Genomic DNA, 25,771 nt, shown 5'->3' with positions numbered 1-25,771 from the left:
CCGGCGCGCCCCGTATCAGCTAACATAGAACAAAGAGTTAGATGAATGTGCCGCCAGCGCACGCGAGGGAGTGGCCGTGGACTTCGGGCTGACCGACGAGCAGGATCTGTTGCGCGCGACGGCACGGCAGTTCGTCGCCGATGTGTGCCCGGCCGAGAAGGCCAAGGAGTGGGACGAGCAGGGTGTCGTACCGCCGGAGCTGTTCCGGGGTATGGCGGAACTCGGCTGGTTCTCGCTGCCGTTCACCGAGGAGGAGGGCGGCGACGGCGGGGGTCCGCTGGAGCTGATCCTGATCGCCGAGGAGCTCGGGCGGGCCAGCTTCGATGTCGCCATGTGTTATATCGGTGTGCTCATTCCCGGGATCACGGTGTTCCGCTGGGGCAGCGAGGCCCAGCGCGCCTTCATCCGTGAGCAGGTCATGACCGGGCGCCACCGGCTCGCCGTGGGCCTGAGCGAGCCGGACAGCGGCTCCGACGCCGCCGCCCTGCGCACCACCGCCGACGACCACGGCGACCACTTCCTCGTGCGCGGCCAGAAGGCCTGGTGCACCGGCGGCGGACTGCCCGACACCACCATCGCGACGTACGTCCGAACCGGCCCCCGCGAGCCCAAGCACGGCGGCATCAGCCTGCTGCTGGTCGACCCCACCACGGACGGCGTCGAGGTCCGCCGGACCCCGACGCTGGCCCGGCACATCCTCGGCACCAACGAGGTCTTCTTCAACGACGCCCTGGTGCCCAGGGAGAACCTCGTCGGCCCCCGCGACGAGGGCTGGAAGGTCATGCTCTCCAACATCGAACTCGAGAAGGTGATCATCACCGGCGGCTATCTGGGCGCCGCCCAGGCCACCCTCGACGAGATGCTGGAGTACTCCCGCACCCGGCACGCCTTCGGACGCCCCATCGGCAACTTCCAGGCACTCGCCCACGCCATGGCCGACCTCCAGACCGAGATCGACTCCGCCCGGCTGCTCGCCTACCGCGCCGCGTGGCTGCTCGCGCAGGGCAAGCCGTGCACACGGGAGGGTTCGATGGCCAAGCTGAAGGGCTCGGAGACGTATGTGGCGGCGGCCCGGCTCGGGATGCAGGTCTGCGCGGGGCACGGCTTCTCCACGGAGAGCGTGATGAGCTTCCGCTACCGGGAGTCGATCGTGGCGACGATCTCCGGGGGGACGAGCCAGATCCAGCGGAACGGGATCGCCCGGAGCATGGGGCTGCGGTCCTACTGAGCCCCCGGGTGGCCCTGAGTCCCAGTGTCGCCCTGAGTCCCCGCGTCGCTTTGAGCCCTCGCGTCGCTTTGAGCCCTCGCGTCGCTTTGAGTCCCCGCGTCGCTTTGAGTCCCCGCGTCGCTTTGAGTCCCCGCGTCGCTTTGAGTCCCCGCGTCGCTTTGAGTCCCCGCGTCGCTTTGAGTCCCCGCGTGGCTCTGAGCCCTCGCGTGGCTCTGAGTCCCCGGGTGGCTCTGAATCCCCCGCGTGGCTGAGCCCTCGCGTGGCGCTGAGTCCCCGCGTCGCCCTGACCCCCCAGCGTCGCTACTCCCCTTGGGCGTCCGCGTCCTGCCCCGCCAGCCACTCCTTGTGCCGCGCGAAGTGCCCCTGGTCCCGCGTCACCCAGATCCCGGACGCGCGGGCCAGGACGGCGCGGGTCGGCAGCAGCACCATCTCGCCCTGGATGTACCAGCGCCTGCCCTCGCGCTTGTCCACCCAGGCCCGCACCTCCAGCGGCCGTTCCACCGGCACCGGCTTCACGAAGCTGACGCTGAGCTCCGCCGTCACGCTCAACACGCGGTGCAGCAAGGGGAGATGGCCGAGGCAGTCGTCCAGGACGGCCGCGGTCCAGCCGCCGTGCGCGACATCGGGCCCGCCTTCCTGATCGCGCGGGCAGTGCAGCTCGAACAGCGCCGCCCCGTCCTCGTCCAGCCGCTCGTGCTCCACGCCCAGCCGGCAGGAACCGGCGGCCCGGCACGCCCCGCACAGCGCCACACCGCCCGGTGTGCGCGGCGGCTCCTGGAAGTCGGCCCCCGCCCAGGGCCCGGTCGACGGCGTGGCAGACATGGCGTGACTCCTCGTGTCGGACATGCAGACATCAGTCTTCGGCAAGCATCGGATGTGTCAGACGTCGGCAAGCAGCGGACGCAGCTTCCCCGCGATGAGCTGGACCTGCCGGGCCACCATCTCTTCGGGCATCCCGGCCAGGGACGCCCACAGGAACACGCCCTCGACGGGCAGCCCGGTCACGTACTCCCGGATGGCCGCCGCGGTGTCCTCCGGTGTGCCGTAGAGGAACTGGCCGACACCAGTCGAACTCAGCCCCCGCTCCCGCCACTTCTCCGGGTCGATGGGGCGGGGGACGGGCTGGTCGGTGCCCTCGACCATGTACCGGCGATAGCTGTCCCACTGGTACGACAGATGCTGGCGGACCACCGGCCAGTCGGCGTCGGGATCCTCGGTGACGAACGTCGTGAACGAGCCCTGCATCCGGGCCGTCGAGACGTCGTACCCGCTCTCGGCGAGCCCCTCGCGGTAGGGGGACAGCAGGGCCGGGTTGAGCGACAGCAGGCCCGTGCCGAGCCGGCCGGCGCGGCGGGCGCCCTGTGGGCCCTGGTAGCCGAGCCAGATCGGCAGCGGGTCCTGGACCGGGCCCGGGGTGACCAGGGACTCGGCCCACAGGCTCCGGATGTCGCGGACCCGCTGATCGGTGGTGGAGTAGCGCTTGCCGAGGTCGCCGCCGTAGAGCTGGTACTCGGGTACGCGGTAGCCGGTGCCGAGTCCGAGGTCGAGCCGCCCGTCGCTCAGGATGTCGACGAGGGCGGCCTGTTCGGCGATCTCCGGTGCCGCGTGCAGCGGCGCCGGGATGACGGCCGTACCCAGCCGTACCCGGCGGGTGCGGGCGGCTGCCGCGGCAGCCATGGTGAGCGGCTGCGGAAGGTATCCGTCCTCGAAGCCGTGGTGCTCGGAGAACCAGACCGAGTCGAGGCCCAGCCGGTCCGCCTCTTCGCACATCTCCAGCGCGAAGCCGTACACCCGCGACCAACTCTGCCGCCACGGCGGCGGATTGCGCAGGTCGAAATAGATGCCCACCTTCATGACGGGCTCCCTCCCGGTGAGTTGTCGGTCAGCCGGATCGTCACGTGCGCGACGGCGACCCCGTCCCCGGGCGGCAGCAGCCGCACCGGACGCAGTTCCAGTGCCTCGATCTCCGGCAGGTCCTCGACCATCGCCGAGATCCGCAGGACGGTCTCCTCCAGCGCCGCCAGATCCACGCCCGCCAGCAGCGGCGCCGCGCGCAGGGACCGGACCATCTCGCGGGCGTCCCGGTCGCTGAGCGGAGTGATGCGGTACGCCACGTCCGCCATGAGGTCGGCGTAGTCACCGGTCAGGCCGAAGGAGACCACCGGCCCGAAGACCGGATCGGCGCTGACGGACAGGAACGCGTCGGGGCCCCGGCTCTCGGCGTCCGCCACCGTGATGCCGTACGAGCCCAGCAACTCGACCGCGACATCCGCGGGCACGGGACCGGGGGCGCACCCACCGGCCAGCGACCGCGCACGGTCTGTGTCGACTCCTGTCAGGTCCGGTACGACACCCGCCGGCGTACTGCGCCACGCCTGATACGCCGCCGCGTGCCCGAGGGACGCCGCCGCCGATTCGGGGAACGTGTAGGTCGGTACGACGAGTTCGCCCCGGCGCAGCAGATCGGCGACGCCCCCGTCACCGAGGAAGCTGGTCACCACCGGCTTGTCCGGGACGGCGGAGGCCGCGTCGAGGATCGCCGAGGCCACCTCGTCGGCCTTGTCGGCGAGCGGGGGCATGAACAGCACGACGGCGGCGTCGACTTCGTCGTCGGCGAGTACGGCGGCCAGGGCCTGCCGGTAGTGGTCGGCGGTGGCCATCGGGGTGAGGTCGATGGGGTTGCCGACGTCGGCGCGGGGCGGCAGGGCCGAGCGGAGCGTCTCCCGGGTGGGCTCGCCGAGCGCGGGCACCCGCAGTCCGCTCGCCGCGCACGCTCCGACCGTCAGCGCGGCGGGTCCGCCGGCGTTGGTGATGACGGCGACGCGGTTGCCGGGCGGCGGAGGCTGGTGGGCGAGCAGCAACGCCACGTCGAACAGTTCCTGGAGGCTGTGCGTGCGGATCACCCCGGACTGGGCGAACAGGGAGCTCACCGCCGCGTCCTCGTGACCGGGATGGACGGCGACGATCGGCTTGCGCGGCGCGACCCGGCGGGCGATCCGGGCGAACCGGCGCGGATTGCCGAAGTGCTCGACGTGCAGCAGGATCACCGAGGTCTCGGGGTCCTCGTCCCACCACTGGAGCAGGTCGTTGGTCGACACGTCCACCGCGTGACCGACCGACACGAAACCGGAGAAGCCGAGGCGCAGCCGCCGGGCGAGGTCGAGCACCGCCAGGCCCAGCGGACCGGACTGGCTGGACATCGCGACCCGGCCGGGAGCGGGCAGCGCGGGCGAGAAGGTGGCCGCGAGCCGGGCCGCGGACGTCGTGTTGACCACGCCCATGCAGTTCGGGCCGACCAGCCGCATACCGGAGGCTCGCGCGAACCGGGCCAGTTCCAGCTCGGTCGCCCGCCCGGCCGCCCCGGTCTCCCCGAAGCCCGTGGACACGACGACCACCGCTTTCACCCCGGCGTCCGCGCACTCCCGTACGACCTCGGGCACCGCCTCCGCCCGCACGGCGACGAGCGCCAGATCCGGCACCTCGGGCAGCTCGCGTACGCGCGGATACGCCCGCACCCCCGCGACCTGTCCGGCGTGCGGATTCACCGGGAACACGCCGCCCTCGAAGCCGCCGCGCAGCAGGTTGGCCACGATCTCGTGGCCGATGGTCAGCGGGCTGCGGTTGGCGCCGATCACCGCGACCGACCGGGGCTCCAGCAGGGGTCGCAGGGAGCGTCGTACGGCCGTGTGCTCGCGGCGCTCGGCCCGGGCCACGGCATGCGCCTGCGGGTCGATGGCGATGTCGAAGTGGAGGATCTGGCCGGGCGGCCCGGCCTCGACCCGGTAACCGGAGCCGAGGAACACATTGATCATGCGGGTGTTGTCCGCGAGGACATCGGCCTCCAGCACCCGGATGCCGCGGGCCCAGGCGGCGGCAGCGATGTGTTCAAGCAGCAGCCTGCCGAACCCCTCGCTCTGGTGGTCGTCCCGGATGGTGAACGTGACCTCGGCGTGGTCGGGTTCCTCGGGATCGCGGACATAGCGGACCAGGCCCGCGATCTCGTCCCCAGCCAGCGCGACCAGCGCCAGCTCGTTGAGGTAGTCGACGTGCGCGCCGCGCCGGATGACGTCGTCGCGCATCCGCACCACCGGGCCGAGGGAGCGGTAGGCCAGTGTCGCCCGCGACAGACCGCCCACGAAGGCGACCAGGCGGTCGGCGTCCTCCGGCCGGATGGGCCGCACGAAGGTCGACCGCCCGGTCCGCACCAGCCCGGGCTGCTCCAGGTCCTCCGGATACGACGGATACGACGGATCCGAGGCGTACGAGTCGTACGGGGGAGTGGTCACGGGCGCCGCATCCCCGCCATGGCGCTCCTTCGGGTCAATGGACTGAATCAGTTAGCTACATTAGATGTATCAGCCCCCTGTACGGAAGCCTCAGGCCCCGCGCTTGTCGATCTCCTCCACCAGCTGCGGCAGCACCTGGAAGAGATCGCCCACCACGCCGTAGTCGGCCAGCTCGAAGATCGGCGCGTCCTCGTCCTTGTTCACGGCCACGATCGTCTTGGACGTCTGCATGCCGGCCCGGTGCTGGATCGCGCCGGAGATACCGGCGGCGAGATAGAGCTGCGGGGAGACCTGCGTGCCGGTCTGGCCGACCTGGTGGCTGTGCGGGTACCAGCCGGCGTCCACCGCGGCCCGGGAGGCGCCGACGGCCGCGCCGAGGGCGTCGGCGACCCGCTCGACCACGGAGAAGTCGCCGTTCACACCCCGCCCGCCGGAGACCACGATGTCGGCCTCGGTCAGCTCTGGCCGGTCGCTGCGGGTACGCGGCGTGCGCTCCACGACCTGCGCGGCGGCGGAGGCCGGACCGAAGGCGACGTCCACCTTCTCCACCGTCGGCGTGGCAGGAGCGGGCTCGGGGGCGGTGGCGTTCGGCTTGACCGTGATGACCGGGACGCCCTGGGTGATGTGGGCGGTGACCTGGTACGTCGCAGCGAACACGGACTGCTCGGTGACCGGTCCGTCCTCGCCCGCGGTGACATCCACGGCGTCGGTGATCAGTCCCGACTCCAGCCGGAGCGCGACGCGGGCGGCGGTCTCCTTGCCGTCCAGGGTCGACGGCACCAGGATCGCGGCCGGTTCGGCGCTCGCGGCGATCTGGGTGAGGGCGTCGACGGCCGGGGTGACGAGGTACTCGTCGACCGGCGGCGCGTCCACGACGTAGACCTTCTGTGCGCCGTACCGGCCGAGCGTCTCGGTGGCGGCGGCCGCGCCCGCCCCGAGGAAGACGGCCGACGGCTCGCCCAACCGGCGTGCCAGGGTGAGCAGTTCGAGGGTCGGCTTGCGCAGGTTTCCGTCGACGTGGTCGACGAGTACGAGGATCTCAGCCACGGTGATGTGCTCCCGGCTCGGCGGTGTCAGATGAACTTCTTGGCGGTGAGGAACGCGGCGAGACCTGCGCCGGCCGCTCCCTCGTCGGTGACGATCTCGCCCTGGGTGCGCGGCGGACGCTTCGCCGCGCGGTCGACGGCGGAGCGGGCGGCGCTGCGGCCGACCTGCTCGGGCTCGATGCCGAGGTCGGACAGGTCCAGGCTCTCCAGCGGCTTCTTCTTCGCCGCCATGATCCCCTTGAAGGAGGGGTAGCGGGCGTCGCCGCAGCGGTCGGTCACCGACACCACGGCCGGCAGCGCGCTGTGCACCCGCACCGAGGCGGTCTCGCCCTCCCGGCGTCCGGAGACCGAGCCGTCCGCCACCGTGACCTCGTCGAGGTGGGTGACGGCCGGCACGCCGAGCCGTTCGGCCAGCAGTGCGGGCAGGACCCCCATGCCGCCGTCGGTGGAGGCCATCCCGCAGACGACCAGGTCGAAGCCGTGCCGCTCGATCGCCTTGGCGAGGACGAGCGAGGTGCCGAAGGCGTCGCTGCCCCGGATGTCCTCGTCGCTGACGTGCAGCGCGGAGTCGCCGCCCATGGCGAGTGCCTTGCGCAGCGCGTCCTTGGCGTCGTCGGGTCCCACCGTGAGGTAGGTGATCTCGGTGTCCTCGCCCGACTCGCCGACCCGCAGGGCCTGTTCGACCGCGTACTCGTCGAGCTCGGACAGCAGGGAGTCGACCGAGTCGCGGTCGGTGGTGCCGTCCTCGGTGAAGGTCCGGTCCGCCGTCGCGTCGGGCACGTGCTTCACGCAGACAACGATCTTCACAGCGGCACCTCCGGGTAGCTTAATGAGTTCTAATAGTTAACTATATAAGCCGAGGGCCGGCTTCAGTGGAAGTGATTTAGACGAATTAGTTGACTGATTGCGCTGATAGCTGGAACATCTGAGCAGCCGGGACGCGAGGAGGCGCCATGGTCGGTGACAGGTACTTCGAGCCGCAGGTGGAGACCATGCCCCGCGAGCAGCTGGGCGCGCTCCAGGAGGAGCGCGTCCTGGAGCTCGTGGAGTACGCCTATGCGCACTCCCCCTTCTATCGAGAGCTGTGGGACGCGCATGGCGTGCATCCACGGGACATCCGGACCCTGGACGACTTCCGGGCCCGTATCCCCTTCATCACCAAGGACATGATCCGCGCGCACCGGGCCCGCACCGGCGACCCCTTCGGCGGTCTGCTGTGTGTCCGGCCCGACGAGCTGACCTCGGTGTCCTCCAGCTCGGGCACCACCGGTGACCCGGAGTTCTTCGCGGAGATCTGGGAGGACGCGCCGCCCCTGGTGACCGCGCAGGTGCGGGACCTGTGGGAGCTGGGCCTCAGGCCCGGCGACCGGGTGCTGAGCCCGCCCGGCACCTTCCGCAACCTGATGGACCCCGGTTTCCAGGCGCTGGGCGCCGTGGTGATCGAGGTGGACACCTGGATCGGCCGGATGCACGAGGTGGTCGAGGCGCTGCGGAAGTACCGGCCCGCCTATCTGCAGATGATCTATCCGCAGATGGTCGAGCTGGAGCACCTGGCCGAGAAGACGGACCTCAAGGAGGCGTTCTCCTCTCTCAAGGGCGCCTCCTGCGCCGGCCAGCCGCTCAGCCGGAAGATGCGCGAGCGGATCGTCAACGACTGGGGCATCGAGGTCTACGAGTACACCAGCGCCGCCGACACCGGCACCGCCTGGGAGTGCCGGGAGCACGACGGCTTCCACCTGTGGGAGGACACGGTCTTCGCCGAGTGCGTCGACGTGAAGGACGACGGGTGGACCGACGTCGTGGAGGGCGACCTCGGCGAACTCGTCGCCACCGACCTCGACAACCGGGCCGCCCCGCTGATCCGTTACCGCAGCGAGGACCTCGTCCGGCTGTCCCGGGACCGCTGCGGCTGCGGACGCACCCACGCCCGGATGTGGGTGGCGGGCCGGCGCGGCGACGAAACCCTCGTCCGCGGACGCTCCGTCGTCCTGCGGGACATCTGGCAGGCGGTGGAGGACCAGCCGGAGACGGGTGCCGGAGTGTTCCAGATCGTCCGGCAGCGCCGTGAGGTGGAGGAACTGCGGCTGCGCGTCGGATACGACCCGGAGCGCACCGCCGATGTCGACGCCCTGGCAGGGCGGCTGAGCGAAGCCGTGCGCGAGCGGACCGGGGTGAAGCCGGTGCTCGATCTGCGGACCGAGGAGGAGCTGTTGCGGACCATGCCGAGCGTCGCCAAGTTCCCCCGGGTGGTGAAGAGCTGATGGCACGCGCCGACACCCTCGCCCGGGCCAGGAACCTCGACCGGCCCCCACTCGCCTACGTCGTACGCTTCCCGGCGGCCACAGGCACCACCGACACCGAGCTGACCTGGGCCGAACTCGCCCGCGACACCGCCTGGGTCAGCGACCGACTGCGCGGCCACGGCCTCGCGGCCGGACAACGGGCCCTGCTCACCACCTCCGGCTTCGAGGGCTTCTGGTGCCACTCGGTCATCGGCGCGCTGCGCGGGCTCAAGGTGACGTACGGCATCGCGGAGGCAATGGGCTGGGACCACCGCCGTACGTCCGTCTTCCACCGCGAACTCGAACCACACGCGGTGATCGGCCTGTCCGCCGAGACCCTGGAAGGGCTCAGCGGCACCGCCGACATCGGTGAGATGTTCCGTACGACATCGGTCGTGCTCGCGCGTCCCGCCGCGGTGCCGGTGCTCCGCGCGGCCGGTGTCGGCGCCTTCCTGATCGCCCCCGTGGGACCGGCCCTGGCGCTGGAGTGCCCCGAACGCTCGGGGGCGCATGTCAACGCGGCCGAGTGGCGGGTGGGCGAGCGGGACGGGGAGCTGTTCGTGGCCGCGGGGGAGGGGCGCACGTCCACGCTGCCCGAGACCCCGCTGGGCCTGCCGGGGCGGGTCGAGACCGGCCGCTGCGGTTGCGGGAGCGAGGATCCGCGCGTTCTGTTCGCCGACTCGCCGTCATCACCTAGGAGTTGAAGAGATGTCTGAAGGAGTGGCCGACGGCCGGGTCGTGGTCGTCACCGGCGCCGGCAACGGGATCGGCCGGGCGCACGCGCTGGCCTTCGCCGCGCAGGGCGCCAAGGTCGTGGTCAACGACCTCGGCGGCGCCCGCGACGGAGGCGGTGCCTCGACCGGGCCCGCCCAGGCGGTGGTGGACGAGATCACCGCGGCCGGCGGCGAGGCCGTGGCCAACACCGACGACATCGCGTCGTGGGACGGCGCCGAGCGCCTCGTCCGCCAGGCCGTGGACACCTACGGCGGGCTGGACGTGCTGGTCAACAACGCCGGCATCCTGCGAGACCGGACGATCGTGTCGATGACCGAGCAGGACTGGGACAGTGTGATCGCCGTCCACCTCAAAGGCACCGTCGCGACTCTGCACCACGCGGCAGCCCACTGGCGCGCCCGCACCAAGGCGGGCGAGGCCAACGACGCCCGGGTCATCAACACGACCTCGCCGTCCGGCGTCTTCGGCAACCCGGGCCAGTCCAACTACGGCTCGGCGAAGGCCGGAATCGCCGCCCTCACCATCATCGCCGCCGCCGAACTCGCCCGCTACGGAGTGACGGTGAACGCCATCGCGCCGACCGCGCTCACCCGGCTCACCGAGGACATCGAGGTGATGAAGCAGGCCGCCGAGACGCAGGATCTGACCCCGGAGGCCATCTCGCCCCTGGTGGTGTGGCTGGGCTCGGCCGCCTCGCGTGAGGTCACCGGCCGTGTCTTCGGAGCCGTCGGCAACCGGATCACCGTGCTCGAGGGCTGGGTCAACGGGCCCGGCGCGAGCGCCGAGTCCCGCTGGACACCGGAGGAACTGACCTCCGTCGTGCCGAACCTGGTCGCCAAGGCGGCACCGAACGCCGACGCCCTCGGCAACCGGAGGGGCTGACATGACGACCCAGAAACCGGTCACCGAGGGCCTGTTCACCACCGAGCCCCGTCTCATCGGCTCCGAGTGCACGGCATGCGGCGAAGTGGCCTTCCCCGCAACCGCGTTCTGCGTACGATGCGGCGGCGATGCCTCCAAGGAGCGGCTGCTGGCGGACCGCGGCACGCTCTGGACGTTCACCACACAGAACTTCCGCCCGCCGTCCCCGCCGTACGACGGACCGGAGTCCTTCGAGCCGTACTCCGTCGGCTATGTCGAACTCCCCGGCGAGCTGCTGGTCGAGGCCCGCCTCACCGAACCCGACCCGGCGAAGCTCGCGATCGGCCAGGACATACGGCTGACGCTCGTGCCCTACCGGGTCGACGACGACGGCACCGAGGTCCTGACGTTCGCGTTCGCCCCGGTCGAGGAGGAGGTCTGATGGAAGCGGTCATCATCGGCGTGGGGCTGCACCCCTTCGGTCGGTTCCCGGGCAAGCCGGCGATGGAGATGGGCACCGAAGCGGTCCGCATGGCCCTCGCCGACGCCGGCGTGACCTGGCCGCAGATCCAGGGCGGCTATGTCGGCAGCTACGAGGTCGCCAATCCGGACGCGATCGTCGGGGGCCTCGGTCTGACCGGCGTACCCCTGCGCGGCGTCTTCAACGGCTGTGCCACGGCCGGTACGGCGGTGGCGCTGGCCGCCCGTGCCATCGAGACCGGCGAGCACGACCTCACCATCGCCATCGGCATGGACAAGCACCCACGGGGCGCCTTCGCGGCCGACCCGTCCGTGGCGGGCATCCCCTCCTGGTACGGGCAGACGGGACTCTTCCTCACCACGCACTTCTTCGGCATGAAGATCAACCGCTATATGCACGACCACGGCATCTCCCACGAGACCCTCGCGCGCGTGGCGTCGAAGAACTTCGGCAACGCGGCGGGCAACGACAAGGCCTGGCGCCGTACACCGCTGTCGGTGGAGGAGATCCTGGCCTCGCCCGTCCTCAACTACCCCCTGCGCCAGTACATGTACTGCGGGCCCGACGAGGGCGCGGCAGCGCTCGTGCTGTGCCGCGCCGACCAGGCCCACAAGTACACCTCGACTCCTGTCCGGGTCCGTGCCACCGCCCTGCGCAGTCGGCGCCTCGGCGCGTTCGAGGTGCAGAGCCCGTCGTTCCCGGTCGGGGAGCCGACGCCCAGCCCCACCGTGGACGCGTCCCGGGCGGCGTACGAGAGCGCGGGCATCGGCCCCGAGGACGTCGACGTCGCCCAGCTGCAGGACACCGACGCCGGGTCGGAGATCATCCACATGGCCGAGAACGGGCTCTGCAAGGACGGCGACCAGGAACGCCTCATCGCCGAGGGCGCCACCGAGATCGGCGGCCGGCTCCCCGTGAACAGCGACGGCGGTCTGCTCGGCAACGGCGAGCCCATCGGCGCGTCGGGACTGCGCCAGATCCACGAGATCGTGCTCCAACTGCGCGGCACGGCAGGGTCCCGGCAGATCCCCGGCACCCCACGCGTCGGCTACACGCATCTGTACGGCGCCCCCGGCGTGTCCGCGGTCACCATCCTGAGCACGTGAGGACCTGAGCGCACATGGACGACGACATGCAGGACTTCACCGCCGACGTACGCCGCTTCCTCGACGCCCACGCGGCGAAGGCCCCCGACCGCACCGCCTTCACCTGGGGCGAGGGCGACGACTCGATGGCGTACTTCAGCAGCCTCCCGCCCGAGGAGGACCGCGAGCACGTCCGGCGGGCCCGCGACTGGCAGCGCGTCCGCTACGAGAACGGCTTCGGCTGGATCACCGGCCCCGAGGAGTACGGCGGTCGCGGACTGACCCCGATCCATGACGTCGTCTACGACGCGATCGAGGCCGAGTACGACGTCCCCGACACCGGCACCATCAGCGTGGTCGGCCTGGGCATGATCGGCCCGACGATCCTCGCCCACGCCCAACCGCACCTGAAGGACCGCTGGCTACCCGCGATGTACCGCGGGGACGCCATCGCCTGCCAGCTGTTCAGCGAGCCCGGAGCCGGCTCCGACCTGGCGAGCGTGACCACCCGCGCCGTACGCGACGGCGACGACTGGGTGCTCGACGGACAGAAGGTGTGGACGTCCGTCGCCCAGCACAGCCAGATCGGCCTCGCCCTGACCCGGACGAACCCGGAGGCGCCCAAGCATCGCGGCATCACGGCGTTCCTGGTGCCGATGGACGCCCCCGGCGTGGAGGTGCGTCCGCTCCGGCAGATGACCGGCGGCGCGGACTTCAACGAGGTGTTCCTCACCGGCGTACGCATCCCCGACGACCACCGCCTCGGCGAGGTCGACGGCGGCTGGACGGTCGCCCTGACCACGCTGATGAACGAGCGGGCGACCGTCGGCAGCGAGGGCGCGGGCCCCGTGGGCGCCGCCCTCTCCCCGGACCGGCTGGCCGCCCTGATGCGCGCCACCTGGACCGGGGAGGACCGCGCCCTGCGCGCCCGCCTCGCCGAACTCCTCGTGGACGTCATGGCCACCGGCTACCTCAACGCCCGCGCCACGCGCGCCCTGCGCTCCGGAGTCACGCCGGGCCCCGAGAGGTCCGTCTCCAAGCTGATGTACGGTCAGAACCTCACCCGGGCCGCCCACTTCGCGTCCGACGTCCTCGGCCCGCGGATGATCGCCGACACCGGCGAGTGGGGCACGTACGCCTGGTCCGAACTCCTCCTGGCCACCCCCGCGTTGCGCATCCTCGGCGGCACCGAGGAGATCATGAAGAACATCCTCGCGGAACGCGTCCTCGGACTGCCCAAGGAGGCACGCTCGTGACCGTCGACGACAGCGGACTGCACGAACTGCGGTCAGCCGTACGGGAGTTCCTCGAGGCCAAGTCGCCCGAGGACGTCGTCCGCAAGCTCATGGAGAGCGAGCCGCGCTTCGACCCGGCGGTGTGGGCACAGGCCTCCGACCAGCTGCGGCTGCCCGCGCTGACCGTCCCGGAGGAGTACGGCGGTGACGGCTTCGGAATGGTCGAACTCGGCGTGGTCCTGGAGGAGATGGGCCGCGCGCTGCTGTGTGCGCCCTTCTTCTCCACGGTCGTCCTCGCGGTCCCGGCCCTGCTCGCGTCCGGCGACGCGGAGGCCTGCGCGCGTCATCTTCCCGGTATCGCCGACGGACGGACCACGGCGACGCTCGCCGTCGCCGAGGACGCCGGATCCTGGGACACCGCGCTGGTCTCCGCACGAGCCGTGGGGGACGGCCGATGGCGGCTGACCGGCGGCAAGAGCTTCGTCATCGACGGGACGACGGCCGATCTGATCCTGGTCGTCGCCCGTACCGTCGCCGGTCCTTCCCTGTTCGCCGTCGACCGTACGGCCGCCGGTCTGACCGCCGAGCCGATGGAGACGCTGGACGCGACCCGGGCGATGGCGCGGCTCACCCTCGACGCCGTACCCGCGACGCTCGTCGGCGCGGAGGGCGCGGCCGAGCGGATCGTGAGCCGGGTCCTGGACCTCGCCTCCGTCGGACTCGCCGCCGAGCAGGCCGGCGGGGCGCGGCGCTGTCTGGAGGAGAGCGCCGCATACGCCCGCACCCGGCACCAGTTCGGCCGGCCCATCGGCTCCTTCCAGGCCGTCAAGCACAAGTGCGCCGACATGCTGGTCCAGGTGGAACTCGCCGAGGCCGCGAGCCGGGAGGCCGCGCGGCTCGCCGCCGAGGACTCGGACGAGTTCCCGGTCGCCGCCGCGGTCGCCCATGCCTGCTGCTCGCGGGCGTACATGGTCGCGGCGATGGAGAACATCCAGGTCCACGGCGGCATCGGCTTCACCTGGGAGCACTCGGCCCACCTGTACTTCCGGCGGGCCAAGTCCTCCCAGCTCCTGTTCGGCGGTCCGGCGGTGTATCACGAGCGGCTGCTGGACCGGCTGGGCGTCTGAGCCCGCGCCGTCCACCACGACAGAGGGGCCGCCGGCACAGCCGGCGGCCCCATGGTGTGTCTCCCTCAGCCGCGAGCGGCCTCCCCGAGCAGCGCCTTGGCGATGATGACCTGCTGGATCTGGCTGGTGCCCTCGTAGATGCGGAACAGCCGGGCGTCGCGGTAGAAGCGTTCGACCGCGACCCCGCGCATGTATCCCGCGCCGCCGTGGATCTGCACCGCCCGGTCGGCGACCCGCCACACCATCTCGCTGGCGAAGTACTTCGTACAGGACGGGCCGACCTTCAGGTCCGTGCCCGCGTCGAAGCCCCGGGCCGCCTCCAGGACCGTGGCGCGTCCGGCGTAGTAGTCGGTCATCGAGTCGGCGATCAGACCCTGGATGAGCTGGAAGGAGCCGATGAGCTTGCCGGACTGCCTGCGGGTGCTCGCATACGCGACCGACTCGTCGACCAGCCGCTCGGCCATCCCCACCATCAGGGCCGAGATGTGCACCCGCCCGTGCGCGATACAGCCCATCGCCGTGGCGAAGCCGCGGTTCAGGCCCTCCTCGCCGCCGACGAGCGCTTCGGCCGGTACACGTACGTCGTCGAAGAAGACGTCCGCGGTCCAGGCCCCGAACTGGCCCATCTTGTGGTCCTTCGGCGCCACGGTGAGACCGGGCGTGCCCGCCGGGACCAGGAAGGTGGAGATGCCGCGGGTGCGCGGGGCCTCGTCGTCGGTGCGGGCGAAGACCATGAAGACGTCGGCGAGCGGGGCGTTGGTGATGTACCGCTTGGCCCCGTTGATCACCCACTCGTCGCCGTCCAGGCGAGCCTTGGTCGTGAGCGTCGACGGATCGGAACCGGCGTCCGGTTCGGTCAGCGCGAACGACGCCAGTACGTCGCCGGAGGCGATCCTCGGCAGCCAGTGGGCCTTCTGCTCCTCCGTCCCGCCGACCATCAGCACGTGCCCGGCGATGCCGTTGTTGGTGCCGAACATCGAGCGCAGGGACGGCGTCGTATAGCCCAGCTCGAACATCAACTGGGCCTCTTCGTACATCGACAGCCCCAGCCCGCCGTACTCCTCGGGCAGCGCGAAGCCGAACAGGCCCATCTTCTTGGCCGCCTCGCGGATCTCCGCGGGCATCTCGTCCTTCTCGTCGATCTCCGCCTCCAGCGGCACGACGCGCTCCCGGACGAAACGCCGGACCTCGGACAGCACCGCGGAGAAGTCGTCCGCGTCCATGTCGCCTCCCTGGCTCACTGCTGCTCTGAACTCGTCGCTCACTGCTCTGGCTCGTCGGGATCAGCGGGAGCCGGCCGGTAGCACAGGGCGAGCAGCGCCGCCGCGCTCGCCACCCCGACCCCGGCGGCCAGCACGGCCGGCCCCGCTCCCGCACGCCCGCGCCTGAGCAATCCGTCCACCGAATACCGGCCGTTGCCGAGCGCGGCCAGCGCCACCGCCGCGCCGCCCACGACACCGACGTACTCCCAGCCGCCCTTGAAGACGAAGAAGCCCTTGCCGCGGTGATCGGTCCGCGCGGCCACCGTCATCAGGCCCACCGTCGCCGCGGCGGGCAGCGGACTGCCGGCGCCCAGCGTGATGGCCGCGCCCGCCGCCATCTCGGTCCCCGCCGCCATCCGGGCGTGCACCTCGGCCGGCTTCAGCCCGAGCGCCTCGAACCAGCCCGTCGTCCCCTTGAGCCCGCCCGGCCCGGCGACCTTGTTCCAGCCGTGCGCGAACAGCATCGGGCCGAGCGTGGCACGCAGGGCCAGCGCGGCGGCGTCCTGGCCCTTCACTGACCCACTCCGGTGGCGCGTCCGGCAGGGGCGGCACCGTACAACTGCGGTACGGCTTCGAGGAGTTCGTCGTAGGTGAGGGCCTTGCCGGTCCGGCTGGGGTGGACGCCCGCGACCGTCCAGCCCTGGAGCCGGTTCAGCCGGTTGCCCTCGATGCGCAGGACCTGACCGGTCAGCCAGGCCGCGCTGTCGGAGGCCAGGTAGACGACGACTCCGGAGGCGTTGGCGGGATCGCGCGGGTCGAAGTCGTCGGTGGCCTGGAGGGAGTCGCCGACCGCCAGTCCGTCCGTCATCCGCGTGGCGGCGATCGGCGAGATGGCGTTCGCGGTGACGCCGTACCTGCGCATCTCCAGGGCCGTGAGGACGGTGAGCCCGGCGATCCCGGCCTTCGCGGCACCGTAGTTGGACTGCCCCGCGTTCCCGAACAGCCCTGTCCCCGATGTCGTGTTGATGACGCGCCCGGCGACCCGCTCACCTCGCTTCGACGCCTCACGCCAGTACGCGCACGCGTGCCGGGTCAGCGCGAACGAGCCCTTCAGATGCACGGCGATCACCGCGTCGAACTCGGCCTCGCTCATCGAGAACAGCATGCGGTCCCGCACGATGCCCGCGTTGTTCACCACGATGTCGAGCCGCCCGAACTCGGCGACGGTGTCCGCCACCATGGCTTCGGTGGCCGCCCAGTCCGAGACCGAGGCGTGGTTGGCGACGGCCCGTCCGCCGAGCTTGGTGATCTCGGTGACGACGTCGTCAGCGGGGGAGTCACCGGTCTGCTCACCGTGCACGCCCGCCCCGAGATCGTTCACCACCACCGTGGCGCCCGCTTCGGCGAGGGCCAGGCAGTGCGCACGGCCCAGCCCCCGTCCCCCTCCGGTCACGATCGCGACCTTGTCGTCGAGGATGCCCACGACCTACCTCCCGAGCTCGTTGAGTATGTCGTCCGTGTGCTCGCCGAGCGTCGGCGCACCGGTGCGCGGCTTGTCGTCAACTCCCCAGAAACTCACGGGAGTCGCGACCGTCCGCAGTGGAGGCGCCTCGCCCATGCCGGGCTGCTCGACGAACGCGCCGACCGCCTCCGCCTGCGGATCGGCCGCCACCTCCGCCAGCGTCTGCACGGGCGCCCACCACACGCCTTCGGCGTCGAACCGCTCCGCCCACTCGGCCAGCGGCCGTTTCGCGAACTCCTCGTCGAACACGGCGATCAGCTCGCGTACGTGCCCCCGCCGAGCCTTGCCGGTCGCGAACCGCTCGTCGTCCCCCAGGTCCTCACGGCCCAGCGCCTTGAGCACCCCCGGCCAGTGCCGGTTGCCCTCCAGACCGACCAGCCAGAACCAGCGGTCGTCGGCGGACCGGTAGCTGTTGTAGAGGGGCGACTCGTGCTCGGTGCGCGGGCGGGTACGGCCGCGCTTGCCGAAGAAGTTCTGCAGGGCGAGGTCGTTGCCGTTGGCGTACGTCCCGGAGCGGAGCAGCGATACGTCGACCACGCCGCCCTCCCCGGTGCGCTCGCGTCGCAGCAGCGCGGCCAGCACACCGGCCACCAGGTTCGCCGCGGCGGTACGGTCGCCCAGGCCGGGGCGTATCCCAGGCGGCGGCTCACCGGCCGGGTTCAGCATCGCGGCGATGCCGGGACGGGCCCAGAACGCGGAGACGTCGTAACCCGCCCGGTCGCGTTCGGCGCCCGTCCAGCCGTACCCGGTCAACGTGCCGACGACCAGGCGCGGATGGCGTGTGCGTATCTCGTCGGGGGACAGACCCAGCCGCTCCAGGGCGCCCGGACGGAGGTTCGTCACGAACACGTCGGCACGCTCCAGGAGTTGCTCCAGGTGCGCCTTGCCGTCCTCCGCCCGCAGATCCAGCACGATCCCGCGCTTGCCCCGGTTGTCCGTCTCGAACGGGGGCGCGCTGTCGATCTCCTGGCCGACATGGCGCAGGGTGTAGCGGTTGGGGTCGCCGGTCGGCGCCTCCACCTTGATCACCTCGGCGCCCCAGTCGGCCAGCATGGTGGCCGCGGCCGGTGCCGCCACCCACATGCCCAGCTCGACGACGGCAATGCCCTCCAGTGGCCGCACGGCCCACCTCCCACTTCGTCAGATCCGCCAAGTCCGCAAGTCCGCCAACGTCCGCTACAGGCCCCGGAATTCACCGGGCCGACGCTCCCGGAACGCCTTCAGGCCCTCCGCGCGGTCCTCGGTCGAGAACAGCACCGTCACGCTCTCGCGCTCGTACGCGATCGCCGCTTCCAGATCCATGCCGAGCCCGTAGTCGATCAGCCGCTTGCCCGCGGCCAGCGCCAGCGGGGCGCCGGCCGCCAGTCGGCCCGCGAGCGCCTCGGCCGCCGCGAGGGCACCGCCGGGCTCGGCCACCTCGTTGACCAGGCCCAGCTCGCAGGCCCGCGCGGCGTCGATCGGCTCGCCGGTGAGGATCATCTGCTTGGCGATCGCCGGCGGCAGCAGCCGCGGCAGCCGCTGGGTACCGCCCGCCCCCGGCAGCACGCCGAGCTTCATCTCGGGCAGCCCGAGCAGCGCGCCCCGCTCGGCGACCCGCAGGTCACAGGCGAGCGCCAGCTCAAGGCCGCCGCCGTACGCGAACCCGTGCACGGCCGCGACGGACGGCTTAGGAAAGTCCTCAAGGAGCGCGTACGTCTCCGTCAGGCGCCCCACGAAGGCACGGAACTGTCCGGGCGCGGTGAACGACTCCATCTCACCGATGTCGGCACCCGCCGAGAAGCCCCGCCCCTCGCCCGCCAGGACGAGAGCCCGTACGTCGTCGTTGTGGCGCACCTCGGCCAGAGCGTCCTTCAGCAGGCCGACCGTCTCGGAGCCGATGGCGTTGAGCCGCTTCGGCCGGTCCAGGGTCAACACGGCGATCCGGTCGCGGAGTTCGACACGCAGCACGCTGTCCACCTCAGACCATCGTGAGGCCGCCGCTGACCGAGAGCGTCTGCCCGGTCATATAGGCGGCGTCGTCGGACGCGAGGAAGGCGACGACACCGGCGATGTCGGCCGGCTGCGCGATACGGCGCAGCGGGATCGCGCGGGCGGTCGCCTCGTACATCTTCTGGCTGTACTCGGCGACTTGGCCGAGCAGCGCGGTGTCGGTGGGGCCGGGGCAGACGCTGTTGACGGTGATGCCGTGCCGGGCGATCTCGCGGGCCAGTGTCTTGCCGAAGGCGATCACGCCGCCTTTGGTCGCCGAGTACACGGCCTCTCCCGAGGAGCCGACCCGGCCGGCGTCGGAGGCGATGTGGATGACGCGCCCGCCGCCCCGCTCGATCATCGGGTCGAGAACCGCCCGCGTCATGGTGATCGTGCCGCGCAGATTGACCGCGATGATGCGGTCCCAGTCCTCTTCGCGGCTGTCGGTGAAGCGCGCGATGACATCGACGGCGGCGTTGTTGACGAGGATGTCCACCGGTCCCAGCTCCGCGGTCACCCGCTCCACCGCGGCCCGCACCGAAGCGCTGTCGGAGATGTCCGCGCCGACTCCCGCGGCACGGACCCCGTACCGCTCGGTGAGCCCGGTGGCGACCTTGGCGGCGGCCTCCGTGTCCAGATCGCAGACGGCGATCGAGCATCCCCCGGCGGCGAGCCGGTCGGCGATCGCCTCGCCGATACCGCGTCCCGCCCCGGTGACGAGTGCCACCTTGTCCCGTTCGCTCACGCGCCCTCCCTGTCCCGGCCGTCGATACAGCGCTATCGTATAACTACTTCAGCTGAATAAGCGAGATGTGTGAGTTGGGGAGCCGAGCATGCGTCGTACGATCTTCACCGCCGAGCACGAGATGTTCCGGGAGACCGCTCGCTCCTACTACCTGCGCGAATGTGCCCCGCATGCGGAGGAGTGGGAACGGGACGGACAGGTGAGCCGGGCCGCCTGGACGGCCGCGGGCAAGGCCGGACTGATCGGCTGGCAGTTCCCGGAGGAGTACGGCGGCCAGGGCATCCAGGACTTCCGCTACAACGCCATCATGGCGGAGGAGATGCACGCCACGGGGTCCGTCGGTATCGGGCTCGGGCTGCAGAACGACGTCATCCCGCCGTATCTGACGCACCTCACCACCGCGGAGCAGAAGGCGCGTTGGCTGCCCGGCGTGACCAGCGGCGAGACGATCTGCGCCCTCGCCCTGTCCGAACCGGCCGCCGGGTCCGACCTCAAGGGCATCCGCACCACCGCACGCCGCGACGGCGACGAGTGGGTGATCGACGGCTCGAAGACCTTCATCACCAACGGCATCCTCGCCGACCTGGTCATCGTCGCCTGCAAGACCGACCCCGAGGCCGGGCACAAGGGCATCAGTCTGATCGTCGTCGAGCGCGGCACCGAAGGCTTCGAGCGCGGGCGCAAGCTCGACAAGGTCGGCATGAAGGCACAGGACACCGCCGAGCTGTTCTTCCATGAGGTCCGCGTCCCGGCCGAGAACCTGATCGGTCAGGAGGGGCGCGGTTTCTACCACATGATGGGCAACCTGCCGACCGAGCGGCTGGCCATCGCCGTCGCCGCTCTCGCCTCGGCCGAGCGGGCCTTCGAACTCGCCCTGGAGTACGCCAAGACGCGCGTCGCCTTCGGCCGGCCGATCGGCGAGTTCCAGGCCAACCGCTTCGCGCTCGCCGACATCAAGGCGAAGCTCGGCGCGGCCCGCGTCTATCTCGACGGCTGCATCATGGCGCTCTACGAGGGCGAGCTGACCGCCGAGGAGGCCGCCGCCGCCAAGTACTGGACCACGGAGACCGGCTGGGAGGTCATCGACCGCTGTATGCAGCTCTTCGGTGGCTATGGCTACGTCAACGAGTACGAGATCGCGCGGATCTGGCGCGACAGCCGGGTCCAGCGGGTGTTCGGCGGGACCTCGGAGATCATGCAGGAGATCATCGGGCGCTCGCTGGGACTGTGAGTGTGTCACGCGCATTGATTACCTTCGATAAATAGGTTATCTATTTAAGCGGTAAGGGTGGGGCGGCTCGAGGAGGCATCCATGGTCACGGTCGATGTGAAGCTGCACCAGGACAGGGCCGAGCGGGACCTTCCCCGGCCGCGGCTCGTCATCGGCGGCAAGGACGTCACCGACGGCAGCGGGGGAGCGTACGAGCACCGGAACCCCGCGACCGGCCTGATCCAGGCGTACGTCCCGCTCGCGGGCGCCACCGAGGTGGACCAGGCCGTGGCCGCCGCCCGGGGAGCCTTCGAGGTGTGGGGCCGGATGCGTCCCGCCGAGCGGCGCCGGCTGCTCACCCGGTTCGCCGGGCTGATCCGCGACCACATCGCGGACTTCGCGGCGATCTGCCCGCTGGAGAACGGCGTCTGCATCGGCGGCTGGGCGGAGAATGTCGGGCCGCATGTCGCCGAGTGGACCGAGTACTACGCCGGCTGGGCCGACAAGATCGAGGGCATGGTCGGCGCGGCCTACAGCCCGCACGAGAACGTCGAGTACACCATCGCCGAGCCGTACGGCGTCATCGGCCACATCATCACCTGGAACTCGCCCGCGCTGTCCCTGGCGATGAAGGTCCCGCCGTCGCTTGCCGCCGGGAACACGGTGGTTATCAAACCGGCCGAGTCGACGCCCTTCTCCGCGCTGCTCTTCGCCGACCTCGCGCACGAGGCCGGAATCCCGGAAGGTGTCATCAATGTCGTCACCGGGCTCGGCGACGCGGGTGAGGCCCTGGTCTCGCACCCCGGGATCGACAAGATCTCCTTCACCGGCGGCCCCGCCACCGCCCGCCGCATCATGGCGACCGCCGCACAGAGCCTCAAGCCGGTCCTGTTCGAACTCGGCGGCAAGTCCGCCAACCTCCTCTTCGCCGACACCGACCTGGACGCCGTCGTGCCGTACTGCGCGGCCTTCGCGATGAGCAACACCGGCCAGGGCTGTGCGCTGCCGACCCGGCTGCTGGTCGAGCGGCCGATCTACGAGGAGGTCGTCCAGCGGGTGGCCGGCGTCGTGGCGCACCTGCCCGTCGGCGACCCGCTCGACCCGGCGACGTACATCGGCCCGCTCATCAACGCCACCGCCCGCGACCGCGTCCAGAGCATGATCGACAAGGCCGTCTCGGGCGGCGCGGGACGGCTCGTGCACGGCGGCGAACGCATCGACTCCGAGGGCTACTTCGTCACGCCGACCGTCTTCGCGGACGTCGACAACCGCAGCGACCTCGCCCAGCAGGAAGTCTTCGGCCCGGTCCTTGCCATCACGCCCTTCGACACGGAGGACGAGGCGGTCGCGCTGGCCAACGACACCGAGTACGGACTGTCCGCGTACATCCAGTCCCGTGACATCGGACGCGTCAACCGACTGGTGCCGCGCCTGAAGGCCGGGACGGTCTACGTCAACCCCGGCCCCAACCCGATCAGTTCGCCCACCACGCCCTTCGGTGGCGTCGGCATGAGCGGGTTCGGGCGGGAAGGCGGACGGGCCGGGCTCGACGAGTTCATCAACGTCAAGGGCGTCGGCGTCGGCCGCGTCTGACCGAGCATGGGGAGCAACGACGTGCAGACCTTTCCTGGGGGATTCCCCTCAGACCCCCGCGCCCGCCGCCTGACCTTCGGTGACCTCGTCCGCGAGCACCGCCGGTCCTTCCCGGACGCCCTCGCCCTGGTCGACGGCGAAACCCGCCTGACCTGGCCGGAGTTGGACGAACGCACCAACCGGCTCGCGAACGCGCTCAGCGTGACCGGCGTCGGCCCCGGCGACCGGATCCTCTGGCTCGGCCAGAACTCCTTCCGCATCTGGGAACTGCTCGGCGCCGCCGCGAAGCTCGGCGCCATGGTCTGCCCCGGCTACTGGCGCTGGGCCGCCCCCGAGATGGCGTTCGCTGTGCAGGACTTCGATCCCAAGGTCGTGGTCTGGCAGGACGAGGAGATCGGCGAGACGGTCGCCAAGGCACGTGCCGAACTCGGCGACGGACAGCGAGCGTTGTGGCTGCGCCACGACACCGGGGGCCCGGGCTCCTACGAGGGCTTCCTGGCCTCGGGATCGGCCGACGACCCCGACACCGACGTCGACCCCGACTCCGCCCTCCTGGTCATCTACACCGCCGCGATCACCGGACGCCAGTCCGGCTCGATGCTCTCCCACCGCAACCTGCTCGCGATGGGCGCGAGCTCCGCCTGGATGGGCGACATCGGCCACGAGACCGCCTTCCTCAGCGCCGGACCCATGTTCCACATCGGCAACTACCAGTTCTGGGGCGTCCCCGCCTTCGTCCACGGCGGCAAGAACGTGATCGTCCGCCGCGTGGTCGCCGAGGAACTCCTGCCGCTGCTGGCCGCCGAGCAGTGCACCCACGCCTATCTGATGCCCCCGACCATCGCCCAGCTCGTCGCCCTCAACCGCGAGGCCGGGCACGACCTGTCGCATCTCCGCGCCAGCGTCGCCGCCCAGGTCTGGGAGGGCATGGTCCCCACCGACGTCAGCCGCTTCACCCGCAACGGCGGCGGCGAGGGCCGCGGCTACGGGCAGACCGAGGTCACCGGCTTCGCCGTCACCGGCGCATACGGCGGCATGGGCGCCGGCAACGCGGGACGCCCCGGCCCCTTCACCGCCGTACGCATCCTCGACGAGCGGGGTGCGGAGTGCGAGGTCGGCGAGATCTGCGTCCGCGGCGACCTCGTCCACCTCGGCTACTGGAACCGTCCCGAGATCAATGAGGAGCGCTTCCGCTTCGGCTGGTGGCACACCACCGACCTCGGACGTCGCGAGCCCGACGGCACGATCAGCTTCCTCGGCACGACGACCCGCATGCTCAAGTCGGCGGCCGAGAACATCTTCCCCGCCGAGGTGGAGAACTGCATCGAAGCCCACCCGGCCGTGAAGGAGGCCGCCGTGATCGGCGTGCCCAACCAGCGCTGGTCGCAGGACGTCAAGGCGGTCGTCGTCCTGAAGGAAGGGGCGGAGGCCACCGCGGAGGACATCATCGACCACTGCCGGTCCCGGATCGCCTCGTACAAGAAGCCGAAGACGGTCGAATTCCTCGACGCCCTGCCCCGCACGGGCGGCTACGCCAAGGACTACGAGACCCTCGACACCCGCTTCGGCGGCGGCGGTTACCCGGGCGGCGACACGCTCGGCGCGGGACGATGACCGACCGGACGCCCGTCGTCGCGGGCGTGTACGCCACCGAGCAGGCCCTGTCGCTCCCACACCGCGACGCCATGGACCTCGCCCTGGAAGCGGTACGCGGCGCGATCGAGGACGCCGGTCTCACCCCGGCCGACGTGGACGGCGCCCAGGTCGACTGGCCGGGCCCGGGCGGCGTACCCGGCGAGGGCAGCTCCTGGGCGCGGATGCTCGGCCGGGATCTGCGGTGGACCAGCGACTCGATGCTGGACAACGCGGGATCGAGAGGCCTGCTGAAGGCGGCGGCCGCCATCAGGTCCGGATACGCGGACACCGTGGTCGTCGGCGGCTGCAAGCTCGTCTCCCGCGGCACCGGACCGGTCGGCGCCGGGGTGCCGCTGGAGTTCGCGGACGTGTGGGGCAGCTACGTCGTCGCCCAGTTCGCCCTCGTCGCGGCCCGGCACATGCACGAGTACGGCACGACCTCCCGCCAGCTCGCGGAGGTCGCCGCCACCATCCGCAACAACGGCACCACCAACCCGGAGGCGATGATGTACGGCCGCGGCCCGTACACCGCCGACGACGTCCTCGCCTCCCGCATGGTGGCCACGCCCTTCCACCTGCTGGACTGCTGCATCGTGGGGGAGGGCGGCGCGGCACTCGTGGTGACGACCGCCGAACGGGCCCGGGACCTCAGCCAGCCGCCCGTGGCCGTGCTCGGCGGCGGCATGGAGTACCACCAGGCCGCGTACGCCAACCCCGCACTCCACCGGGATGTCGGGCAGCTCGGCCGGAATGCGGCCACCCGTGCCTACGCGATGGCGGGCGTGAGCCCTCACGACGTCGACGTGTTCTCCCTCTACGATCCCAACTCCTTCGAAATCATCCGGCAGTTGGAGATCCTCGGCCTCTGCGGCGAGGGCGAGGGCGGTCCACTCGCCGCGAGCGGCGCCATCGCCGTCGGCGGCAAGCACCCCGTCAATCCGGACGGCGGCTGCCTGGCGTACGCGTGGAACGGGACGCAGCAGATGACGCTCAAAGTCGTCGAGGCCGTACGGCAGTTGCGCGGCACCGCCGTGCACCAGGTCGAGGGCGCCGAGCTGGCCGTCGTGGGCAACGCCGGGTCTGGAGCACAGCATTACGAGATGAGCGTGCTGGGGAGGATGCGATGACCGGCAGACCCGTGCCCCAGCCGACGGAGTTGTCGAAGCCGTTCTGGGAGGCGGCCCGGCGCGGCGATCTCGTCGTCCCGTACTGCCCCAGCTGCGACCTGCGCTTCTTCGTCCCCGAACCCGCCTGCCCGGGCTGTATGGCGAAGGACTGGCGGTACGTCCCCAGCGCGGGCCGGGGCACCGTCTACTCGGTGACCGTGGTCCACCGCGCACCCGGCCCGGGCTTCGACGGGCCCTTCGCGCTCGCCGTGGTCGACCTCGACGACGGGGGCACGCTACTGACCCACGTCGACGCCGGCGACCCCGACAACGTCGTCATCGGCATGCGCGTCCGAGTCGACTTCCGCCCGCTCACCTCGGAGATCACCCTGCCGTACTTCGTACCGGACTCCGGTCACTGAAG

Annotated in this window: 24 protein-coding genes; 13 read left to right on the top strand and 11 right to left on the bottom strand. The window is 71.2% G+C overall.

Translation table 11 applies throughout. The features are described 5' to 3' along the window. Positions 1-76 precede the first annotated feature (76 nt). Entirely contained in the window at positions 77-1,228 is a 1,152-nt protein-coding gene (locus OG828_RS06125) for an acyl-CoA dehydrogenase family protein (protein WP_328500356.1), read from the top strand. Positions 1,229-1,528: 300 nt separating this feature from the next. Here the strand turns inward: OG828_RS06125 and OG828_RS06120 are convergent, their stop codons facing one another. The 5 genes from OG828_RS06120 to OG828_RS06100 form a co-directional block, all read right to left on the bottom strand. After that, complete coding sequence (locus OG828_RS06120; protein WP_246884670.1) at positions 1,529-2,050, bottom strand: PaaI family thioesterase; 522 nt, start codon at positions 2,048-2,050, stop codon at positions 1,529-1,531. Positions 2,051-2,107: 57 nt separating this feature from the next. Beyond that, the gene (locus tag OG828_RS06115; RefSeq protein ID WP_328500355.1) at positions 2,108-3,082 is read right to left on the bottom strand and encodes an LLM class flavin-dependent oxidoreductase; all 975 of its coding nucleotides are present in this window, start codon (positions 3,080-3,082) and stop codon (positions 2,108-2,110) included. Next, positions 3,079-5,514 (bottom strand): bifunctional acetate--CoA ligase family protein/GNAT family N-acetyltransferase, encoded by a 2,436-nt coding sequence (locus OG828_RS06110; protein WP_328500354.1) that lies wholly within the window; start codon positions 5,512-5,514, stop codon positions 3,079-3,081. Before OG828_RS06110 ends, OG828_RS06115 begins: the two co-directional genes overlap by 4 nt. A 90-nt stretch (positions 5,515-5,604) precedes the next feature. Continuing rightward, complete coding sequence (locus tag OG828_RS06105) at positions 5,605-6,561, bottom strand: electron transfer flavoprotein subunit alpha/FixB family protein (protein WP_328500353.1); 957 nt, start codon at positions 6,559-6,561, stop codon at positions 5,605-5,607. A 26-nt stretch (positions 6,562-6,587) separates the two neighbouring features. After that, positions 6,588-7,367: an electron transfer flavoprotein subunit beta/FixA family protein gene (locus OG828_RS06100; protein WP_328500352.1), complete on the bottom strand. Its 780-nt coding sequence runs from the start codon at positions 7,365-7,367 to the stop codon at positions 6,588-6,590. A 146-nt stretch (positions 7,368-7,513) separates the two neighbouring features. Here OG828_RS06100 and OG828_RS06095 point away from each other — a divergent pair, with 146 nt between their 5' ends. Genes OG828_RS06095 through OG828_RS06065 form a run of 7 tightly spaced genes read left to right on the top strand, consistent with a single transcriptional unit; the run spans position 7,514 to position 14,366 of the window. Next, the gene (locus OG828_RS06095; RefSeq protein WP_328351098.1) at positions 7,514-8,821 is read left to right on the top strand and encodes a phenylacetate--CoA ligase family protein; all 1,308 of its coding nucleotides are present in this window, start codon (positions 7,514-7,516) and stop codon (positions 8,819-8,821) included. Continuing rightward, positions 8,821-9,546: a hypothetical protein gene (locus OG828_RS06090; protein ID WP_328351095.1), complete on the top strand. Its 726-nt coding sequence runs from the start codon at positions 8,821-8,823 to the stop codon at positions 9,544-9,546. The genes OG828_RS06095 and OG828_RS06090 overlap by 1 nt, the downstream gene beginning before the upstream one ends. Before the next feature lie 4 nt (positions 9,547-9,550). Beyond that, positions 9,551-10,459 (top strand): SDR family oxidoreductase, encoded by a 909-nt coding sequence (locus OG828_RS06085; protein WP_328437044.1) that lies wholly within the window; start codon positions 9,551-9,553, stop codon positions 10,457-10,459. 1 nt (position 10,460) lies between these two features. Then, a complete protein-coding gene (locus OG828_RS06080) occupies positions 10,461-10,880 on the top strand; it encodes a Zn-ribbon domain-containing OB-fold protein (RefSeq protein WP_328500351.1) in 420 nt (139 codons plus the stop codon). Continuing rightward, entirely contained in the window at positions 10,877-12,025 is a 1,149-nt protein-coding gene (locus OG828_RS06075; protein WP_328504812.1) for a thiolase family protein, read from the top strand. Before OG828_RS06080 ends, OG828_RS06075 begins: the two co-directional genes overlap by 4 nt. A gap of 14 nt (positions 12,026-12,039) precedes the next feature. Continuing rightward, complete coding sequence (locus tag OG828_RS06070; protein WP_328500350.1) at positions 12,040-13,260, top strand: acyl-CoA dehydrogenase family protein; 1,221 nt, start codon at positions 12,040-12,042, stop codon at positions 13,258-13,260. Then, a complete protein-coding gene (locus tag OG828_RS06065) occupies positions 13,257-14,366 on the top strand; it encodes an acyl-CoA dehydrogenase family protein (RefSeq protein ID WP_328500349.1) in 1,110 nt (369 codons plus the stop codon). The genes OG828_RS06070 and OG828_RS06065 overlap by 4 nt, the downstream gene beginning before the upstream one ends. A gap of 65 nt (positions 14,367-14,431) precedes the next feature. On the opposite strand, the gene OG828_RS06060 is transcribed toward OG828_RS06065, so the two are convergent. Genes OG828_RS06060 through OG828_RS06035 form a run of 6 tightly spaced genes read right to left on the bottom strand, consistent with a single transcriptional unit; the run spans position 14,432 to position 19,803 of the window. After that, positions 14,432-15,589: an acyl-CoA dehydrogenase family protein gene (locus tag OG828_RS06060; RefSeq protein ID WP_328500348.1), complete on the bottom strand. Its 1,158-nt coding sequence runs from the start codon at positions 15,587-15,589 to the stop codon at positions 14,432-14,434. A gap of 38 nt (positions 15,590-15,627) precedes the next feature. Further along, complete coding sequence (locus OG828_RS06055; protein ID WP_328351074.1) at positions 15,628-16,143, bottom strand: DoxX family protein; 516 nt, start codon at positions 16,141-16,143, stop codon at positions 15,628-15,630. After that, complete coding sequence (locus OG828_RS06050) at positions 16,140-17,051, bottom strand: SDR family NAD(P)-dependent oxidoreductase (protein ID WP_328500347.1); 912 nt, start codon at positions 17,049-17,051, stop codon at positions 16,140-16,142. Before OG828_RS06050 ends, OG828_RS06055 begins: the two co-directional genes overlap by 4 nt. A gap of 3 nt (positions 17,052-17,054) precedes the next feature. After that, a complete protein-coding gene (locus OG828_RS06045; RefSeq protein WP_328500346.1) occupies positions 17,055-18,212 on the bottom strand; it encodes a CaiB/BaiF CoA transferase family protein in 1,158 nt (385 codons plus the stop codon). A 54-nt stretch (positions 18,213-18,266) separates the two neighbouring features. Continuing rightward, positions 18,267-19,037, bottom strand: a complete 771-nt coding sequence (locus OG828_RS06040) for an enoyl-CoA hydratase/isomerase family protein (protein WP_328500345.1) — start codon at positions 19,035-19,037, stop codon at positions 18,267-18,269. A 10-nt stretch (positions 19,038-19,047) separates the two neighbouring features. After that, complete coding sequence (locus OG828_RS06035) at positions 19,048-19,803, bottom strand: SDR family NAD(P)-dependent oxidoreductase (RefSeq protein ID WP_328500344.1); 756 nt, start codon at positions 19,801-19,803, stop codon at positions 19,048-19,050. Between the two features lie 88 nt (positions 19,804-19,891). On the opposite strand from OG828_RS06035, the gene OG828_RS06030 reads away from it, so the two are divergent. From OG828_RS06030 to OG828_RS06010, 5 genes are all read left to right on the top strand, one after another. Next, positions 19,892-21,034 carry an acyl-CoA dehydrogenase family protein gene (locus tag OG828_RS06030; RefSeq protein WP_328500343.1) on the top strand — a complete coding sequence of 381 codons (1,143 nt, stop codon included), beginning with the start codon at positions 19,892-19,894 and terminating at the stop codon, positions 21,032-21,034. An 81-nt stretch (positions 21,035-21,115) separates the two neighbouring features. Continuing rightward, a complete protein-coding gene (locus tag OG828_RS06025; RefSeq protein WP_328437034.1) occupies positions 21,116-22,606 on the top strand; it encodes an aldehyde dehydrogenase family protein in 1,491 nt (496 codons plus the stop codon). 21 nt (positions 22,607-22,627) lie between these two features. Further along, the gene (locus OG828_RS06020; protein ID WP_328500342.1) at positions 22,628-24,220 is read left to right on the top strand and encodes an AMP-binding protein; all 1,593 of its coding nucleotides are present in this window, start codon (positions 22,628-22,630) and stop codon (positions 24,218-24,220) included. Next, positions 24,217-25,368 carry a thiolase family protein gene (locus tag OG828_RS06015; RefSeq protein WP_328500341.1) on the top strand — a complete coding sequence of 384 codons (1,152 nt, stop codon included), beginning with the start codon at positions 24,217-24,219 and terminating at the stop codon, positions 25,366-25,368. The genes OG828_RS06020 and OG828_RS06015 overlap by 4 nt, the downstream gene beginning before the upstream one ends. Further along, entirely contained in the window at positions 25,365-25,769 is a 405-nt protein-coding gene (locus tag OG828_RS06010) for a Zn-ribbon domain-containing OB-fold protein (RefSeq protein ID WP_328351048.1), read from the top strand. Before OG828_RS06015 ends, OG828_RS06010 begins: the two co-directional genes overlap by 4 nt. The last annotated feature ends 2 nt before the right edge of the window (positions 25,770-25,771 follow it).

The sequence above is a fragment of the Streptomyces sp. NBC_00457 genome, assembly GCF_036014015.1.
Taxonomy (GTDB): domain Bacteria; phylum Actinomycetota; class Actinomycetes; order Streptomycetales; family Streptomycetaceae; genus Streptomyces.
Note: the sequence above shows the minus strand (reverse complement) of the source record. Positions and strands in the feature narration are given on the sequence as shown.